This is a genomic window from Oxalobacteraceae bacterium OTU3CINTB1, from assembly GCA_024123955.1.
In the GTDB taxonomy this organism is placed as follows: Bacteria; Pseudomonadota; Gammaproteobacteria; order Burkholderiales; family Burkholderiaceae_D; genus Rugamonas.
In genome coordinates this window covers 1300579-1320022 of record CP099652.1, presented here as the reverse complement: position 1 = coordinate 1320022, position 19444 = coordinate 1300579, and the positions used below count along the sequence as shown (strand labels likewise).

Genomic DNA, 19444 nt, shown 5'->3' with positions numbered 1-19444 from the left:
GCCCGCAGGCGCCATGCCGGAAAGCCGGGCGGCTGGCTTACTGCCGCACCGCCGCCGGCGCCACGGTGAAGCTGTAGCTGGCCGGCTGCAGCTTGACGCGGTACTTGGCGTGCGGCCGGCCGTCCAGGCTCCAGCCCGTATCGCCGCCGACACCGGCCTGCGCCATATCGATCAGCAGCGAGCCGTCGCCGTGCGGCGCGATCTCCGAGCTTTTCCATGTGCCGCGCGGACGCAGGTACAAGTCCTCGTACGGGAAGGCCAGCGCGTTGACCGACAACGGCGCCGCGCCCCTGACGGTGATCCCGGCGCCGCGCGCGTCGAACAGCGACAGCCAGCGCACGTCGGTCTTGTTGCCGCTTTCCTGCGGACGGCTGTAATCGTAATACTGGTCCGCCACCTTGCCGGTGTAGCGGCCGATGGCATAGCCGGTGCTGCGGTCGGCGTACGATTCCTGCGGACCACGGCCATACCAGCGCACGCCGTCGAGCGAGTTGTCGTTATCGAAGCGCAGGCCGAGGCGCAGCGGATCGGGCAAGTCGTCGCGCAGCGGCGTGAAGGTCGACGCCACGCCCAGCACGCCATCGGCGTTCAGGGTGTAGACGGTTTCCCAGTGCGCCGCGCCGGCGCCAAAGCTGTACAGCACCTTGACGCTGTTGGCCCCCGCCTCCACCGAGCGGACGTTGCGCTGCTCGGTGAAGGTCTTCCAGACCTTGTGCGTCTTCTCGACACCGGTGCCCTCGTCGTTGTCGTTCAGGCCGCGCCAGAAATTCGGCGTGCCGCCCTTGAGCAGGATCTTGCCGTCGACGATGTAGTTGATCAGGCCGGTCTTGGCGTCCATCCGCAGCGAGGCCTTGCCCGCCTCGATACGAACATCGTCGCCGTTGCGGGATGGCTTGACCATGCGCGCCGCCTTCGCCACCTTCGGCGCCGGCGCCAGCACGAACTGCGACCAGCCGACCACACTGCCGGCGGCCACGCCCATGGTGGAAGCGTCCTTGGCCTTGGCGCGCACCGTCAGCACCTGCTCGCCGCCGCCGTTGCCGATCCGGGGCAAGCGCAGTGGAACATCGCGCTTGCCGGCGGCGGCCACCGCCGGCACCTTCAGCACGCCCTTGGCCGCCTCGACGCCGTCATTGGTCAGCACCCAGTCGAAATCGAGGCCGGAAGTGTCCTTGAAGTCGTAGCGGTTGACCACCGTGATGTTGCCGGAGGCAGGCTTGCCCTCGAACACCAGCGGCGAATACACCTTCTGCACCTCGTAGTATTCCGGATCGGGCGTGCGGTCGGCGCGCAAGACGCCGTCGCCGACCACGCTGTTGTCGCCGTTTTTCGGGTTGACGTCGAAGCCCGAAGCCCAGAAGCGGCGGCCCTTGTCGTCGTTCATGTAAACAGTTTGGTCGACCCAGTCCCAGATGAAGCCGCCCTGCAGCTTCTTGTTGGCGCGGATGACCTGCCAGTAATCCTCGAAGTTGCCCAACGAATTGCCCATCGCGTGCGCGTATTCGCACTGGATCATCGGCTGCTTGTAGCGCGGATCGGCCGCATAGTCGGCCATCTTCTCGATATCGTCGTACATCGGTGCGTAGATGTCCGTGTACGTATTCGGCAGGTGCTCCTCGCCGATGGTGCCGTGGCCCAGGTAGCTGATCAGGCGGGTCGGGTCGTTGTCGCGTATCCACTGGGCGGCGTTGTCGAAGTTGGGACCGGTGCCGGCCTCGTTGCCCAGCGACCAGAAGATGATCGACGGATGGTTCCTGTCGCGCTGGACCATGCGCGAGACGCGGTCCAGGTGGGCCGCCTTCCAGTGCGGCTTGTAGCCGAGCTGGATCTTCTCGCGCTCGCCCACCAGGCCTTTTTCCATGGCCTGGTCGCCGGCCTGCATATAGCCGTGCGATTCGATGTTGGCCTCGTCCATCACGTACAGGCCGTACTCGTCGGTCAGGTCGTACCAGCGCGGATCGTTAGGATAATGGGAGGTGCGCACGGCGTTGACGTTGGCCTGCTTCATCATCTCGATGTCCTTGCGCATCAGGTCCATCGACATCACGCGGTAGGTCACCGGATCGTGCTCGTGGCGGTTGGTACCCTTGATCATCACGCGCTTGCCGTTCACGCGCACTTCGCCGCCGGCCACCTCCACCGTGCGGAAGCCGATCCGGCGCGACGTTGCCGACAGCAGTTTGCCGTCCGCGTCCTTGTACTCGACGACCAGGCGGTACAGGTTGGGCGTCTCGGCCGACCACGGCCTGACGTTGCGGATCACGCCGTCCAGCGCCAGCTTGTCGCCCTGCACGCGGCCGGCGGTGTTGAGCACAGCCTTGTCGCCGTCGTACACGGTGACCGCGATCTCGCCGGCCGATGGCGCGCCGGCCAGCTCGGCGTTCAGCGCGAACAGGCCGTCCTTGTAGGTCTTCTTGTCCAGCAGCGCGGTGACCGTGTAGTCGCGCAGGCGCGACTTCGGCTCCGCGTACACATAGACGCTGCGCTCGATGCCGGACAGGCGCCAGAAGTCCTGGTCCTCCAGGTAGGAAGCGTCGGCCCAGCGGTAGACCTCGATCGCGATGCTGTTCTTGCCCGGCTTGACGTATTTGCTCAGATTAAATTCCGACGGCAGCTTGGAATCCTCCGAATAGCCGACTTTTTCGCCGTTGACCCAGATGTAATAGGCCGCGCCGGCCGCGCCGATATGCAGGAAGACATCGCGCCCGTCCCAGTCGGCCGGCACCACGAAATCGCGGCGGTAGGAGCCGACCTCGTTGAGCGCCGGCGGAATGAACGGCTCGGCCATCGGGAACGGATAATCGATATTGGTGAAGATCGGCTTGCCGAAGCCTTGCGCCTGGATCATGCCGGGCACCTGGATCGTCTTCCAGCCGGCGAGGTCGAAGCCGTCGCGATAGAAGTCCTTGGGCCGCGTCTCGGGCCGCTCGGAGTAGGCGAACGACCAGGTGCCGTCGAGCGACAGATAGTATTTGGACGCGGCTGGATCGGCGGCGATCGCCTGTTCCCGGCTCTCGAAATTGAAGAAGGTCGCCTTCATCGGCTCGCGATTGACGGCGACCACTTCGGGCTGTTCCCACTCGGTGGGCGGCGCCGCGTGGGCCGCTCCCATGGACAAGCTGGCCAGCGCCAGCATGCATGCGTGGACGGAAAGGCGGAGTTTCATTTGTGCTGCCATCGGTTTTGCCATGTGTCTTTATCTCCTTTATTGTTTTTGTTCCAAAAACGAAAAAAGACAGAAGGTATGACCTTCCGTCTTGTCCATGACAGCGCCCCGGTTTATTGACCGAATTTGTAGCGCAATGCCAGGCTGAAGGTCCGTCCATTGCCGTAGTGCTGGCGTTGCAGGCTGGTTGATCCGTGCCCGCTTCGCCGACATCACGGTTTGTTGCCTTGTCAAGTATATGCGACGCGCTCAACGCCAGCGCAAACTCATCGGTGAGCTGCTAGTGTATCGAACCATCGGTCACGCCGTTGGAATCCGGCACGCGCGTCATCGGATCGGCCATGAAAATGGCCGACCACAGCCGTGACGGCGCCCCGCTCGGCGGATTCAGGTCGCCCTCGCCCAAGCGCGACGTCGCAGTGGAACCATTGCCCACCTCGGACACAACTCGACGCGCGGCGACATCTGCGAAATGCCTCCGAATGGCAGGGATGGCTACGACTTTACCACCCACCAACATGTCGCCGCGCAACCCAGGCGCAAAGGTAAAGTTAAGGCCCCATCGGCCGTTAACGACTGATGGCCATCATTAACCGTAGAGGCGACACCATGGTAAATATCACCAATACTGGAAACCAGGCCAGGGTCATCGACAGCAAGGCATCCTCCGGCCCGACGGCTGAAGTGCAAAAGCCGCCCGGCAGCGCGGCCTACGCCGTGGACCAGGCGGCCAGTGCTGGCGTCGTATCCGGGGCGACCTCCATCTCGACGCTGGCGGCAAGGCTGTCAAAGGCATCGACGTCGATTACGGAAAGCACGAAGGGCCTGGACCACAAGGCCCTGAACGCCAAAGCCGAAAAGAATATCCAGACCATCCTCTACCCCTTTGAGGGCGCACAAAAAGCTGCGGCGGCGAAACAGCTGCCGCAACCGAGCGACGCCGCCTCCACGCAATCCGCCTCCGCCGCCACGGCCTATCTTGAAGGGAATGGCGCCAATCCGTTCAAGGGGCTGTCGCGCGAGCAGCTATCCACCATCGCCAATGACGACAGCGGCTCCTTTACGATCAATGAAAAGAGGGCCGCCTACCGCCAGGCCCATAGTGAAGAAGAGGCGTGGCGCATGCAGGTGATTGCCAAAGCGGTTCAAGAATACGAAAGCTCGGGAAAGTTGACCGAGTTCTTCAAGGAATCGTTAGCGCACTTCATGGATCTGCCCAAGATGGAGCAAGCCCGTTATCCCGAAGATTACGCCAGCGGACTGGCCGATAAAATCAAACTGGATTTCAATTACTTGACGCACGCCGCCGGCGATGGCGCCCCCACGCCCGGCTCGCTCGCCACGTTAAACACGCATGGCAATGCGTCGGATATCGCCGACCTGATCAAATTCCCCGACTAGCATCAACCATCCCCAACCCCGGGGTTGGAGCCGTCCCAATGCGCGCACGTCTGCTCGCCCGCAAACCGTTCCCCGCGCCGCTTCCTATACTGGTCTGATCCGCGCCACCAGCCCAGGGGAAACCGATGAGTCTAGCCGTGTTGAAAAGCCGAGCCCTTGCCGGCATGGACGCGCAAGAAGTCAACGTCGAAGTGCACCTGGCCAACGGCTTGCCCGGCTTCACCATTGTCGGACTGGCCGACACCGAGGTCAAGGAAGCCAAGGACCGCGTGCGCGCCGCGATCCAGAACGGCGGCTTCGAGTTCCCCGCGAAACGCATCACCGTCAACCTGGCGCCGGCGGATTTACCGAAGGAATCGGGCCGCTTCGACTTGCCCATCGCGCTCGGCATCCTCGCCGCCTCCAAGCAAATTCCCTCCTCGCGCCTGCATCATTATGAATTCGCCGGCGAACTGTCGCTGTCGGGAGAGCTGCGGCCGATACGCGGCGCGCTGGCGATGTCGCTGGCCACCCGGCGCGACGGCGGCCGCCTGGCCTTCATCCTGCCGCAAGCCAACGCCGACGAGGCCGCGCTGGTGGCCGACGCCGCCATCTATCCGGCGACGTCGTTGCTGCAGGTGTGCGCGCACTTTGCCGCCAAGTCGGCCGAGTCGATGCTGTCGCGCCATGAATCGTCGCCGCTGATCGTACCGGCCGAATATCCCGACTTCGCCGACGTCAAGGGCCAGATTTTCGTCAAGCGCGCATTGGAGGTGGCGGCGGCCGGCAACCACAGCATCCTGCTGGTCGGTCCGCCCGGCGCCGGCAAGACCATGTTGGCCGCGCGCTTCGCCGGGCTGCTGCCGGCGATGACCGACGAGGAAGCGCTGGAAGCGGCCGCCGTGCAATCGCTGACGGGCGGCTTTCGCATCGAGCACTGGAAGCGCAGGCCGTTCCGCTCGCCACACCATACGTCGTCGGGTGTGGCGCTGGTCGGCGGTGGCAGCGTGCCGCGTCCCGGCGAGATCTCACTGGCGCATCGCGGGGTTCTCTTCCTCGACGAACTTCCGGAATTCGACCGCCGCGTGCTCGACGTGCTGCGCCAGCCGATGGAGTCCGGCCACATCACCATCTCGCGCGCCGCGCGGCAGGCCGACTTCCCGGCGCACTTCCAGCTGATCGCGGCGATGAATCCCTGTCCGTGCGGCTACTACGGCCATATCAGCGGCGTCTGCAATTGTTCGCCGGATCTGATCAAGCGCTACCAGGGCCGCGTCTCCGGCCCGCTGCTCGATCGCATCGACATGCAAATGGAAGTGGCCGCCGTCGAACCGGATGTGCTCAGCGAGGACGCCAACGGCGAACACTCGGCCGCCATTGGCGCCCGCGTACAGGCCGCCGCCGAAGTGCAGTTGCTACGCCAGGGCAAGCGCAACCAGTACCTGACCACGCGCGAAATCGACCAGTTCTGCAAGCCGGACAAACCCGGCAAGGCGCGCCTGAAGGCGTCGATGGAGCAGTTTCAATGGTCTGGCCGCGCCTACCACCGCATCCTGCGCGTGGCGCGTACCATCGCCGACCTGGCGCACGCCGAGCGCATCGGCGAGGCGCACGTCGGCGAGGCGGTGCAGTACCGGCGGGCGTTGCGGGACCGGTAGCAATTGCAGCAGAAATCACGCCAGAACGTTGCTCGATCATTCAAGGGAGCTAGTTCAGCGAAGACGCCTCTATCCCGCGCTGCTCGCGCCTAACTGTTATACACTATGAGCTATCAGAGCTGACTAGGTACTGTCATGGAACGGACACGGCTAACAATTGAAGTGGACGAAACTGATCTGGCGCGTTTGAGGCAAGCCGCGCGCGATCGTGATGTTCGTCTGGAGCAACTGACTGCTGCGGAATTTGTCGAGATTTTAGCGATGGGCATGCGCTCTAATCCGCCATTAGCCGCGTCAACGGCGGAATCCAAAGAAACAGCGATATTGAGCAAGCCATCTCGCGAAACACGTCGCGCGGCAATTGCTAGCGTGCATGGCATGTGGAGAAATGACCCAAGCAAACAACAGGATGGTCTTGAATATCAGCGTGAGATTCGGGACGAATCGTGATCGTCCTCTTCGATACCAATATACTTATCGATAACCTTCAAGGCATCAAAGCGGCAGAAGACGAAATCCTGAACTATGATGATGCGGCCATCAGTTCGATCACCTGGATGGAAGTCGCCTGCCGGATGACCGATTTCGAGAAAATTGCTTTCCATTCCTTCCTCGACGCCGCCGCGATCCGGATTATCCATCCCGACGACAATATCATGCGGCGCGCTGCAACCATTCGCGGTCACAGCATTTTCGTCGGCCCCCGCAAGGTCCCGCTTCTCGATTGCATCATACGTGCCACTGCGGAGGCGTATGGCAGGCTTATTATCACTAGAAATCCTCGGGATTTCTTCGGTCCGGGCAGCAATGTACACATGCCGTATGAGCTGTCGACGGATGCAGCGGGTAACGCGATTGCGGTCAACGCCCGACCTCCGCCAGGGTGAACCGACGAAGCCTGCTCTGACCAACTGTAATACACTACCAGCCGTGATAGCTGAAAAGCGATAAGAACAAATCCGGTAGCAGAATAAGATGGTAAAGATGAATCGATCGGTATCTATCAGGCTTTTGTGCATAGGCGTGCTGCTCGGCGCCGCCACGGCTTCCGCCACCGCGGACAATTATGCTGAACGCCACGAGCGTTTGAAGACGATCGAGGCGGACAACTTCAAAGCAGACCTGTCAACCAGGGAAGCGGCAGACCGCGTGGCGACAAGCTATCTCGGCTTATTCGGCAATGTCGACGTCACATCCGTCAAAGACCAACCGGAAATGCTGAAGTCGCTATTCGATGCATCCAGCATGGCCGCGTTCTACACCGACGACGCTTATTACGCAAAGAAGATGCATCAGTATTTCGACCTGCTCAAGTCGGCGGGCTCGGATGAGACGTCTGGAGGTGTGAAAGTATATGGCGCCTACCTCGCCGCAGAAGAATTTGAGGCCGCTACGCGATTTTCAGCCGCACACCCCGGCCTCAACGTCGTGCCGCTTCCTGTCATCGTCGCGCAGCAAGCGAGTAGCGGCCTGCAAGAATGGATCATCGACGCCGACGGTAAAAAACTGTCGTCGGCCACCTTCGTCCTGCCGCCAGGCCCTTACATGATGGTGGCATCGTCCATACATTGCCATTTTTCACTCGACAGCATGCGCGCGCTGCAAAGCTTCCCCGACCTGGACCGCTTGAGCGGCCGCAGCAAGTGGCTGATGCGCATTGAAAGGTCCACAAATTTTGCCGAGATCGCGCAGTGGAACAACACGCACCCCAAGTTCCAATTTTCGGTTCCGCGAAAGTATGCCACCTGGACCGGCATCAGCCACTGGGATACCCCGACCTTCTATTTCTTCAACAATGCCAAGCTGGTCTACAAATTTTCCGGATGGCCGGCGACGGGGAATATGGACAAGATCAAGCGCGGCATGAGCGAGGCGGGCTTCTACCGCTCACCGCAATGAGCCCGCATAAATCCTGCATCGCCCCATCAATGCTGATAAACCGAACCTACATTGCCGCTGCCGGCCTGCGCGATGCTGGCCGTGAAGCCCTCACCCACCTGGATAATCGTTGCGACATTTAACGGCGGCATCCCGGACAGCGTCACCCCACTCTGCACGACCGTCGCGGCGTTGAGATTTCCGGTCTGCACAATGGTCGAATCGTTATACTTCAAACTCTTGGTAACGGTCGCCGTATTACCATCGCCGGTTTGCATGATGGACGAGGGGCTGCGACCGCCGCTGCCGGTATGCGTCGCCCGGTTGTCGGCGCCGTTTTGCACAATCGACGTGCCATCACCCAAAGAGCTGCTGCTCCGCGTCACCGTGGCAGTGTTGCGCATGCCGGTCTGGGACACGGTGATACCGCCGGGGTAAGTGTCCGAATACTGGGTAACGGTTGCCGTGTTGCCGATGCCGTCTTGCGTGATGACGGGGCCGCCATAAGCGGCTCCGTTCTGATCGACGGTGATGACATTGTCGGCGCCGGTCTGCCGGGTCTGGACCAGATTATCCACGTGGGACTGATTGATATAGGCGGTATTGCGCGTCCCGGCCTGTACTGCGTCGACCGCGGGTGCGAAACTGTCCACCTGGCTGATCAGCACCAGATTATAGTCGCCGGCCTGGTTGACGGTCGCTCTGGCGCCGGTCGTCGCCCGCTGCTGCAGGATCCCGGCGAGGTTACGGTTACCGTCTTGCGTGATGGTGGCCATGCCTCGTGTATCCCTCTGCACGATGCCGCCCTCCGCCGCCGCGCCGCCGGCGATATTGTCGTTGCCGGTTTGCGTGATCGTGGCCTCGGTAAGCCGTCTCGCATTATCCTGTTCGATCCCCGCGCTGTTGTTGGCGCCGGTTTGCGTCAACGTCGCCTGGTTCTGCTGCGCCAGACCGGCCTGGCTATAGGTCAACGATACGATGAACGATGCAGCCAGCGCGGCTGCGGACAAGGTGGTTTTCATGATCTTCTCCCGAGGTTATGCTCTCGAGTATAGAAGCCGCTTCCCCGCCTGATTTGACAGCGATCAGGCCGGGGAACGATACATCGATCCTAGCGACGATTCAGTCCGAGCCGCCCATCCAGAATTTCCATTCGGCCTGTTGCTTCGCCGAGTTCAGCCGGGACTTTTGCCAGCTCGCCTTGTCGTCCAGCTTTTGCCACGGCTGCCTGCCCGCGGCGGTCGTGGAGGCGACGTACTGCCGCCAGCGGTAATGGTCGTAGACCGAGATGATATGCGCCGCATACGACTCCGCCACGCCCCGGTCGCCCTCGATGACCAGGAAGTTCTCGTCATTGCTTTCCGACGCCATCTGCGAGAAATTGTGCGAGCCGGTGACGACCACGGGGTGCGCGCCGAACGGGTCGATGCACAGCACCTTGCTGTGCACAAGGACCGAAATTTTCCCGCCCCGCATGAATTCCTCGGCCCAAAACGCAAACTGCTGCTTGATGCCGGAAGGCGTGAACACGTCCAGGTTCATCGGGTCCGACTTGCTGCCGCCGACCAGCTCCGCCATCAGCGCGCCCTCCGCGCCGCCGACAAACCGGTTCAGCACGCCGCGCACGAATTGTCCTTGCGCGCGCTCCTCCAAAATATCCAGCACCGGGCCGTTCGGGCCGGGCATGAAGGACAGGAACAGGATGCCGTCCTGCGCGGCCTCGACCAGCGCTTGAAGACTTTTGAGATCCGCGTTCTTGACCGTTGGCGTGAACCACGGCTCGATCTGCGCCGGCACGGTGGTGCCGGCAGCCGGCGCCGCGTTGCTTGTCTTCAAAGTCGACGGCGCCTCGCTTCCCGCCTCGGCCAGACGGCGCCACTGCGCCAGGTATTGCGTGGCCAGCTCGGCGCTCTCGATCAGCACCGCATTGTTTATTTGGGTGAAAAGCCCTGTCGGCGTCAGGTTGGTGGAGCCGGTCCACACGGCCACCGGCCGGTCGCCGTCCAGGACGACGATGAACTTGTTATGCCCCAGCGCGCCCACCTTGCCGGGAGCGGCGGTCATGCGATCGATAACGACGCAGCCCGCCCCGTGCACCTTCGCCCGGCCCTCGGCGTTGGCATCCGGTTCGGTGGCCTTGGTACTGCCGTTGGCCAGCACGATATTGGCGCGCGGTCCGAGGTCGCAAAACCGCTGGGTGACTTCGTCGTCCTCCAGCTCGAAAAGGGCAGCGTACAAGCTGATGTCGGGGTTGCGGTCGGCGTCGTCGAACAGTTGGCGCAGCGCCAGGATCAGCGATCCGCCGCAGAAATCGCGCAGGAAGTCGCTGGAGACATCGGAGATCCGCTCGACCAGTTCGGTCCCGGTCTCGATCTCCATGTCGGCGGCGACCTTGGCCATCCAGCGCGAGGCGGCCATCGGGCGATTGAAGAAGCAGCTCAACCGTCCGCCGGCCGGCTGGACGGCATGGACCTCGACCCAAGCACTGGCCCACTCTTCCCGTGGCTCCAGGGCACCGGGCGCTCCGACCATCGGTACGATCCGGTACCTGGCACGGTCATTGAAGCTCACCTCGTGGTCCGTCCAGCTATAACGCTGAAACGGCCAGACATCCGACGGCTGCCGCTGATCGGGCCCGCCGCCGACATCCTTGGCGAAGCCGACGCGGTTGACCAGGAACTCGGCTTGATCCAGTGGGCGATTTTCGTCATCGCTCTCCAGCCACACCCGCTCGATGGCGAAGCCGATGCAGTTTTGCAGCTCCCCGGCCCGCCAGATCAGAAAGGCATCGTCGGTGTTGCAATACACATTGAGTTGGACTGGCCCCATCTGTTCCTCCGTGCCGTTGGTTTAGAAAGCGTGAATTGGCGGGGACAACACAGTGACAGTAGCAGCGACGCATGACCGGAACGTGTCAAAACAGCATAGATTTTGGCTATCACTTGTCGCCGGAGACGGGGCGCCTTACATCTCCCACTGGAACTTCATCGTCAGCGACTTGCTCACCGTATCCGGCGCGCGCGTCTTGTCGCGCGAATAGCCGACCGATAGCGAGCGGCCGTGCCGCCACAGGTGGCGATACAGCAGCGAACGGTGCACCTGCCGTTCCGCCCACGGCTCCAGGCCCGACACACCGTCGTCGCGCCGCGCCGCCGAGGTGTTCTGCGCCAGCAGCCGCAGCGAGTCGGCTGGCGTGAAGTGCAACATGCCCAGCCAGCGCCAGCCGTTGTCGACGAAGGCCGGCCGCCCCAGCGTGCCCTGCACCCAGGCGCGGTTGACGCGCTGGTCCAGCTCCATCGCCCAGCCGCGTGGCAAGGCGAAGCGCAGGCCCAGTTCCACCAGCGCGTTGCCGCCACGGCCGACACGGTCGGCGTCGACGTCGAGCTGCTTGCCCAAGGTCACTTCGGACCTGAGCTTGGTGATCCACGGCAGCGGCGATGTTTCCAGGCCGAAGTGCAGCGCCGGCACGTCGTGCAGCCGCCCTTCACGCCGCCCGCGCTGCTGGTCGAAGCCCATGTTGGCCCAGAAGTCCGTCTGGCGCGCGGCGCGGAACCAGATGCCCGGTTGCAGCTTGCGCTCGACGATCTGGTTGGCCTGCTGGCCGGAGAACGCATCGGACACCGTGCGGATCTCATGCAGCCCCAGATGCGCTTCCATCTCGTACGCCTCGACCGCCATGTCCGCCACTTCCAGCCGCTGCGGACCCAGCCGCCGGTTGAGGTTGATATCGGTCTTGACGATGCCCGTTTGCGGCACGAAACCGTTGTCGTTGACGAAGCCGGGGCCGACGGCCTCCAGCTTCAGTTCGTTCCACCAGCCCTCTGACAGGTGCGTGTACTTGCCCGACAAATAGGCGCCATTGCGTGAGCGCACCCGCACCACGTCGGCCACCGGTTCGGTGACGAAGCCGGCGCTGGTCTGCGAGTGCATCAGCAGCCAGGTCGCCTGCTGGCCTTCGCCGCGCCATTGGCCGTCGAAGCCGAACACCTGGTTGCTGCCGGCGTCGCCATAGTCGCGCTGGGAGACGAAGGCGCCGAGCACCGTACCGCCGGCGTGCCAGCGCGCGCGCAGCAGGCTGGTCAGGGTACGCCGCGTTTGATCGTACTCGGCCGTCTCGTACGGCCCGCCGCGCAGCACGATGCCGCCCTCCTGGTCGCGCAGGCTCATCGCGGTGGCGTCGGCCTGCGCCGCGCGCCAGGTGCCGCGCAGGCCCCATTCCGGGTCGGCCACCGTGCGCGAGTAGAAGGCCGCCAGCGGCAGCCCCAGCACGTCGGCGCTTTCAAGGAAGAAGCCGCGCTTCTCCGGCAGGCTCAGCGCGATGCGGCTGGCGCCCGACGACGTCGGCTCGTCGATCTCGACCTGTGAAAAGTCCGGGTTCAAGGTGGCGTTGAAGACCATGTCCGCGCGCGGGCGGGCGTTGATCTCCAGGCCCAGGCTGCCCTTGTTGGCGCGTTGCCGGCCGGCGCCGTCGGTGTCGCTGTTCGAGCGCAAGGTCAGCTCCGGCTTGATGTCGAGGAAGCTGCGGTCGCGCACGGCGGCGACGGTGCCGCCCATGCCGTCGATGTCCTGCATCACGCCGATATGGCCGATGGTGTCGGTGGTTAAGGGCGTGCTGGTCAGCAGCAGGCCGCCGGCGTGCGGCACGTTGCGTTCGATCATCACGCGCCAGGCCTTGCCGTCGGCGTACGGAAAGCGCAGGTTCGACAGCGGCCAGCGCACTTCCATGCTGTAGCCGTCGGGCAGGCGCATGACGGCGGCGTCGATCGGGAAATCGGGACCGAGATCGGACTCATCCTCGTCGGCGCGGTACATGCCGTCGTTGAGCACGCCGGCGGTGTTGACGCGCACGAACTGGGCGGCGCGGCCGTGGCCGGTCGGGTCGAGCCAGATGCCGATGAAATCCTGGTCCGTGCCGACCTTGTCGCGCCGCGCCAGCGAGCCGCGCAGTTTCTCCGGCGTGGGGTCCCAGGCGCGGATGCCGAACACCAGCGCGCCGTCGTCGATCAGCAGGCGCACGGTGGTGCGCAGCGCGGCCGGCGCGGCGTTGCCGCTGTTGGGCAGGAATTCGTGGAAGGTGTCGAACTCCGGGGCGTCGCGCCAGGCGTCCTCGTCCAGCGCGCCGTCGATCTTCACCGGGGAAGTGTGGTCGATCAGGCGCGCCGGCAGCGGCAAGACCTTGCGCTGCTCGCGCTCTGCGGCCTCCAGCGCCTGGACCTCGCACATCGCGGCCAGACCGGAAAGAAACAGCATCCCGGCACCGACCCGGGCATTGCTCGCCACTCTGCTCAAAACTTTGATTAAATGATCCACCGCCGCCTTCAAATCAACCGCAGCCAAGCGCGCTACGCGGGCGGTAGTTTAAACTAAAGAAATATCTTTTTGAGAACTTTTTTGAGCGGGCATCGCACGCTGTTTCGACATGACCGGCATTGTGAAATCCACCAATCCGCGTAATGATTCTTCCCATCTGAACCTGGAAGCATGGTTTCGCTCATTCTTATCTGCTAATCTTTTTTCCGAAACAAGCAAAGAAACAAGCAAGACCCCACCGAGCGACCTCGGCCACCATATCCGCGTGGCCCTCGTCTTATCGGCGCGGAGTACGCGAGGTACTCCAGTGAGCGCTGCCGAAGCAGCGCCTATAACTGGAGACATGTCATGCGCATCGCCAATTCAGGCCCGAAGAAACGGCCTATTCCCGTACCGTCCCTGGTGGCTTCGGCCATCGCCGCCGCGCTGCTGTACGTTCAACCACCAGCACAAGCGCAGGACACGCGCGACGTGCACGAACCCACCCTGCCGAAGTCCTGCGCGACCGTGACCGCCGAAGCCGCGACAGCCGGCCGCGACGACGCCGCGCGCATCCAGAAAGCCATCGACCAGTGCACGCAAGGCGGCGCGGTCCACCTGGCGGCGGGCGGCGACAAGCATAACGCCGCCTTCACCGCCGGCCCGTTGACGCTCAGCAACGGCGTCACCCTGGTGGTGGATGCCGGCGTCACGCTGTACGCCAGCACCAATCCCATGCTGTTCGACACCGGCGAAAAAACCTGCGGCACGCTCGACCTGGCCGGCAAGGGCTGCCGTCCCTTCATCACCGTCAACGGCGCGAGAGGCGCAGGCATCATGGGCGACGGCGCCATCGACGGCCAGGGCGGCGAACGGATCGACGGCAAGCCCGAAACCTGGTGGCAGATCGCCCGCCGCGCGCAAAAGGAAAAACTGCGCCAGAACGTGCCGCGCCTGATCCAGATCGACAACGCGCGCGACTTCACGATGTACCGCATCACCTTGCGCAACTCGCCCAACTTCCATGTCGCCCTGAACAAGGTGGACGGCTTTACCGCCTGGGCCGTGCGCATCGATACGCCACATGACGCGCGCAACAGCGACGGCATCGATCCGGGCGCCTCGCGCAACGTGACCATCGCTCACAGCTACATCCGCACCGGCGACGACAACGTCGCCATCAAGGCCGGCAACAACGGCATGAGCGAAAACATCTCGATCCTGCACAACCATTTCTACAGCGGGCACGGCATGTCGATCGGCAGCGAGACCAACGGCGGCGTGCGCAACGTGCTGGTGGACGACCTGGACATGGACGGCACCACCTCCGGCCTGCGCATCAAGAGCAACGACCGGCGCGGCGGCGTGGTCAGCGGCATCGTCTATCGCAACGTCTGCCTGCGCGGCAACCGCTGGCCGCTGTATATCGACACCAACTACGAGCCCGGCCCGGCCGGCCAGCTGATTCCGTCGTACAACGGCGTGCGCATGGAAAGCGTGCACAGCCTGACGCCGGGCCAAGTGATCCTGCAAGGCTACGACGACGCCCATCCGCTGCGGCTGACCTTGAAGGATGTGGTGGTGGACGGCAATCCGCCGGTCAAGACTTCGTCCATCAAGCTCGACGGCCAGCTCAACGCGCCGGACGCGCGCGCGGTCGATTGCGCCAAGCGCTTTGTGCCCTTCCCGGAAGGCCCGGAGGCCTGGCCGGTCAAAGTCGCGCGGCAATGATCATGCGGCTCCTTTTTCCCGTCCTCCTTGGAGCGGCGTTGCCGCTGCATGGTCACGCCGCGGACTCGCCCCGGTGGAAACTGTCGCCGGCCGCGCGCGCCGCCGACGTCCAGGTCGACACGCCGTTGCGGATCGTTTTCGACAAGCCGCCGGTGCTGGGCGCCGGGGGCGCGGTGCGCATCTACCGCGTCGCCGACCGCGCGCTCGTTGACGAGCTGCGCACCGGCGAGGACGTCGATGTCATCGGCAACCCGCAGCAGGAATACAAGCGCGTGGTGCGCTACACGCCGATCACCGTGCAAGGTGCGACCGCGACCATACGCCCGCACAGCGCCAAGCTCGACTACGACACCGAGTACGAAATCGTCATCGACGCCGGCGTGTTCACCGGCGCCGGCATCGCCCCGTGGACCTTCCGCACCCGCGCGGCGGCGCCGACCGGCAACAACCTCAGCGTCGACGATGACGGTCCGGCCGACTTCCGTACCGTCCAGGGCGCGCTCAACCACGCGATGGGCCAACTGCCGCGCGCGGCGCCGGTGTCGATCCGCATCGCCGACGGCCGCTATGACCAACTGCTATACCTGCGCGGCAAGGACAACATCACTTTGCGTGGCGAAAGTCGCGACGGCGTCATCCTCGAAGCGACCAACAACGACGGCATCAATCCCGGCACCGGCGCCGGCCGCGGACCGCTGACACCGGCCGCCAACGGTGGCCGCTCGGTGTTGCTGATCGAGGATGCCGACATGGTGACGCTCGACCATCTCACCTTGATCAACAACACCGTGCGCGCGCACAGCAAGGGCGGCCAGGCCGAGACGCTGGTCTTCAGCAGCGACCGGGGACGCCTTATTGCGCGCGATGCCAGCTTCTTCAGCGAGCAGGACACGATCCAGGTCAAAGGCTATTCGTGGTTCCACCGCACGCTGATCGCCGGCAATGTGGATTTCATCTGGGGCGGCAACCGGGCGGCGCTGTTCGAGGACAGCGAGATCCGCACCGTCGGCGACAGCGCCCATGCCGGCGGGGGCGGCTACATCGTGCAGGCGCGCACCGTCGCGGCCGGAGAGCCGGGGTTTGTGTTTCTCAACAGCCGGTTGACGCACGGTCCTGGCCCGTTGGGCAACGATGTGCCGGCGCGCAAAGCCTACCTCGCGCGGCAGGGGCCGCCGGCGACCTGGGACAACGTCAGCTTTATCAACTGCCGCATGGACAACCATATCGCGGCGCAGGGCTGGGCGCCGAAAAAGCCGCAGACGCCGGAAGCAAAACCGGGCGCCGGCTGGAGCGAATTCGGCAGCACGGACCTGGCGGGACGGCCGCTGGATCTGAGCCAGCGCACGCCGGGCCACCAGTTGACGGCCGAACAGGTCGCGGCCCGCTTCGGCAGCAGACAACAGATTTTCAACACATTCAACGACGGCAAGGGTTGGAACCCCGTCCCGTAATTGTTACACCTGGCTTCACCGCTTCACCACAGACGTTTCATTATAAAAAAATAGGAGACTAGAACATGACAACCACGACGAACAATCCCAAACCCCGGCTCGCCCTCACGGCCATCACCCTGGCGGTGCTGGCCCTGACCAACCCGGCCCACGCGCAGACGCAGCAAGCCGACGAGAGCATGACCCGCGTCGAAGTGACCGGCTCGTCGATCAAGCGCATCGCCACCGAGAACGCCCTGCCGCTGACCACCTACAAGGCCGAGGAACTGGAAGCCCAGGGCCTGACCACGATGTCCGAGGTGGCCACCTCGCTGGTCACCGGCGCCACCAACGAGCCGGTCGGCGGCGGGGGCGGCGGCACCATGATCAATATGCGCGGCCTCAACACCAACCGCACCCTGGTGCTGCTCAACGGCCGACGCCTGCCCAACGAAGCCATCGGCGCCAGCTCGGTCAACGTCGATGTCGTGCCGATGAGCGCGGTCGAGCGGGTCGAAGTGCTGCGCGACGGCGCCTCGGCCATCTACGGCACCGACGCCATCGCCGGCGTCATCAACTTCATCACCAAGCGCACCGTCAACAAGGTCAGCCTGAGCGCCGGCATCGTCAAGCCGCAACGCTCCGGCGGCGGCGAGCAGCAGCGCGTGTCCATCACCGGCGGCACCGGCGACCTGAAAAAGGATGGCTGGAACGTCTTCGCCTCGTTCGACATGCAGCGCCGCACGTCGCTGATGCAAAAGAGCCGTCCGGAAATCTGGGACCCGGAACGCATCGCGCAACTGGGCGGCACCGTCTTCACCAGCAACACCTCGGGCTCGTCCTCGTCGCCGGCCAACTACACCGTCTACAACAACGGCAAGCCGACCACCGCCACCGGCAACCCGTACTGGTCCACGGGCTGCGGCAGCAACTACGACGCGCCGTACAGCCTGGCCTCGACCAAGGCCTCCGGCGCCGGCGCCAAGACCTGCATCCTCGACCCGACCATTTACCCGCAACTGCTGCCGGACAACAAGCAAACCACCCTGTTCACCAAAGCCTCGATCCGCCACGGCGACGACAAGCTATTCACCGTGGAAATGCTCAACACCGAGTCCTACATCGACGCGCTCAATCCGCCGCAGGTGTTCGGCGCGCAAACCGATTACGACAAACTCAACCCCGGCGTGCGCAAGCCGCTGTTCATCAACCGCAGCAGCAAGTGGTATCCGGGCGGCAGCGGCGGCGTGCCGGCCGTGGCCGGCGTCACCGGCCAGGACCTGGCGCTGACGTGGAGCCTGGACGAACTGGGCACGGCCGGCACCCACGACCGCCAGAACACCAACCGCATCGTCGTCGCCGACGAGGGCGCGGTCATGGGCTGGGACTACCGCGTCGGCTTCAACGCCGCCATGAGCGAGCGCCGGGTCGGCTACAAGAGCGGCTTCGTCACCACGCCGGAGCTGTACGCGGGCGTGGCCAACGGCACGCTCAACCCGTTCGGCAAGCAGGACGCCGAGGGGCGCGCCTATCTCGACAGCATCAGCGTCGACGGCGAAAACTACCGCACCGCCCGCGTCAAATATTTCGGTCCGGACTTCAACCTCTCGCGCGAGCTGATGCCGCTCGAAGGCGGCGCGCTGGCGATCGCCGTCGGCGGCGACCTGCACCGCGAAATGTACAGCGACCGCACCAGCATGCTGGCCAACGCGGTGACCTACAAATCGTCCGGCGCGCCGGGCACCAATCCCAAGGGCGCGCGCACCATCGGCGGCCTGTACATGGAGCTCGACGCGCCTATCACCAAAAAGCTCGACCTCACGCTGGCGGCCCGCGCCGACCACTTCAGCGACTTCGGCTCGACCTTCAACCCGAAGGCCAGCGTGCGCTGGGAACCGCACACGGCTGTCATGCTGCGCGGCACGGCCAGCACCGGCTTCCGCGCGCCCACCCTGCCGGAGCTGTACGGTGCGGCGCGCACCCGCAGCCCGTCGGTCAACCGCTGGGACGATCCGCTGCTGTGCCCTGGCCCGACGCCGTCGCAGCCGAACACCGGCAGCTTGACCACCGACCCTCGCTACGCCGGCCTGAACCTCGATCCGGCGCGCGTCTGCAACACCCAGCTGACCACCCTGACCGGCGCCAACCCCGATCTGCAACCGGAGGAGTCGCGCACCTACACCGCCGGCATCGTACTCGAGCCGGTCAAGAACATGATGCTGTCGTTCGACGTCTGGGACATCAAGATGAAGGGCACCATCGCGCAGATCACCGAGGACACCATCTTCTCCGACGTCAACCGCTACAACAACCTGTTTACGCGCAACCCGGACGGCACGCTGGATTACATCGTCGTCACCCGCATGAACATGGGCGGCCTCCACACGCGCGGCGTCGACGTCAGCTTCCGCTACGTGGTGCCGACCAAGCAATGGGGCAAGTTCGGCGTCAACCTGGACGGCACCTATGTCGACCAGTACGAAGGCCAGAACGACGCCGGCGGCGCCTGGGTCGACAGCGTCGGCCGTCCGGGCGCGCTGGCGACCGGTTCGACCTCGGCCAACACCTACATCTTCAAGTGGAAGCACAACCTGCGCTTCTCGTGGAACTACGCCAAGTTCGGCGCGCAGCTGACGCAGTCCTACACCTCGAGCTACGAGGACACCAACGCGCTGCCGACGCAGAAGCCGGGCCAGCCGTTCCACAATGTCATCGACCACTACATCCTGTATAACCTGAGCACCAACTACAAGTTCTCGGACAACCTGAAAGTGACCTTTGGCGTCAACAACCTGCTGAACGAGGAACCGCCGCTGTCGAACCAGCGTTTGAGCTCGCGCGTGGTGTTTGCGCAAAACATCGCCAAACCGATCGGCCGCGCCTACACTTTGCGCGCCGAATACACCTTCTGA

13 protein-coding genes are annotated in these 19444 nt (G+C 64.1%); 8 read left to right on the top strand and 5 right to left on the bottom strand.

All coding sequences use genetic code 11. From position 1 onward, the window contains the following. Positions 1-37: 37 nt before the first annotated feature. A complete protein-coding gene (locus NHH73_05640) occupies positions 38-3166 on the bottom strand; it encodes a DUF4981 domain-containing protein (GenBank protein USX27772.1) in 3129 nt (1042 codons plus the stop codon). Between the two features lie 280 nt (positions 3167-3446). Next, positions 3447-3602 (bottom strand): hypothetical protein, encoded by a 156-nt coding sequence (locus tag NHH73_05635; protein ID USX27771.1) that lies wholly within the window; start codon positions 3600-3602, stop codon positions 3447-3449. A 173-nt stretch (positions 3603-3775) separates the two neighbouring features. Here NHH73_05635 and NHH73_05630 point away from each other — a divergent pair, with 173 nt between their 5' ends. The 5 genes from NHH73_05630 to NHH73_05610 all read left to right on the top strand — a co-directional run bounded on the left by NHH73_05630 (position 3776) and on the right by NHH73_05610 (position 8103). Next, positions 3776-4567, top strand: coding sequence for a hypothetical protein (locus tag NHH73_05630; GenBank protein ID USX27770.1), 792 nt, complete (start codon positions 3776-3778; stop codon positions 4565-4567). A gap of 125 nt (positions 4568-4692) precedes the next feature. After that, positions 4693-6204, top strand: coding sequence for a YifB family Mg chelatase-like AAA ATPase (locus NHH73_05625; GenBank protein ID USX27769.1), 1512 nt, complete (start codon positions 4693-4695; stop codon positions 6202-6204). Positions 6205-6339: 135 nt separating this feature from the next. Then, on the top strand, positions 6340-6654 hold the full coding sequence (locus tag NHH73_05620) for a hypothetical protein (GenBank protein ID USX27768.1): 315 nt from the start codon (positions 6340-6342) through the stop codon (positions 6652-6654). Next, entirely contained in the window at positions 6651-7091 is a 441-nt protein-coding gene (locus NHH73_05615) for a PIN domain-containing protein (protein USX27767.1), read from the top strand. The genes NHH73_05620 and NHH73_05615 overlap by 4 nt, the downstream gene beginning before the upstream one ends. 88 nt (positions 7092-7179) lie before the next feature. Beyond that, positions 7180-8103: a hypothetical protein gene (locus NHH73_05610; protein ID USX27766.1), complete on the top strand. Its 924-nt coding sequence runs from the start codon at positions 7180-7182 to the stop codon at positions 8101-8103. A 26-nt stretch (positions 8104-8129) separates the two neighbouring features. On the opposite strand, the gene NHH73_05605 is transcribed toward NHH73_05610, so the two are convergent. The 3 genes from NHH73_05605 to NHH73_05595 form a co-directional block, all read right to left on the bottom strand. Next, complete coding sequence (locus NHH73_05605) at positions 8130-9104, bottom strand: hypothetical protein (GenBank protein ID USX27765.1); 975 nt, start codon at positions 9102-9104, stop codon at positions 8130-8132. Between the two features lie 100 nt (positions 9105-9204). Then, a complete protein-coding gene (locus tag NHH73_05600; GenBank protein USX27764.1) occupies positions 9205-10911 on the bottom strand; it encodes a phospholipase D-like domain-containing protein in 1707 nt (568 codons plus the stop codon). Positions 10912-11046: 135 nt separating this feature from the next. Further along, positions 11047-13332 carry a hypothetical protein gene (locus NHH73_05595; GenBank protein USX27763.1) on the bottom strand — a complete coding sequence of 762 codons (2286 nt, stop codon included), beginning with the start codon at positions 13330-13332 and terminating at the stop codon, positions 11047-11049. Between the two features lie 408 nt (positions 13333-13740). On the opposite strand from NHH73_05595, the gene NHH73_05590 reads away from it, so the two are divergent. The 3 genes from NHH73_05590 (at position 13741) to NHH73_05580 (ending at position 19444) form a co-directional block, all read left to right on the top strand. Continuing rightward, complete coding sequence (locus NHH73_05590) at positions 13741-15102, top strand: glycoside hydrolase family 28 protein (GenBank protein USX27762.1); 1362 nt, start codon at positions 13741-13743, stop codon at positions 15100-15102. Between the two features lie 2 nt (positions 15103-15104). Further along, complete coding sequence (locus NHH73_05585) at positions 15105-16553, top strand: pectinesterase family protein (GenBank protein USX27761.1); 1449 nt, start codon at positions 15105-15107, stop codon at positions 16551-16553. Between the two features lie 65 nt (positions 16554-16618). Next, positions 16619-19444, top strand: coding sequence for a TonB-dependent receptor (locus NHH73_05580; GenBank protein USX27760.1), 2826 nt, complete (start codon positions 16619-16621; stop codon positions 19442-19444).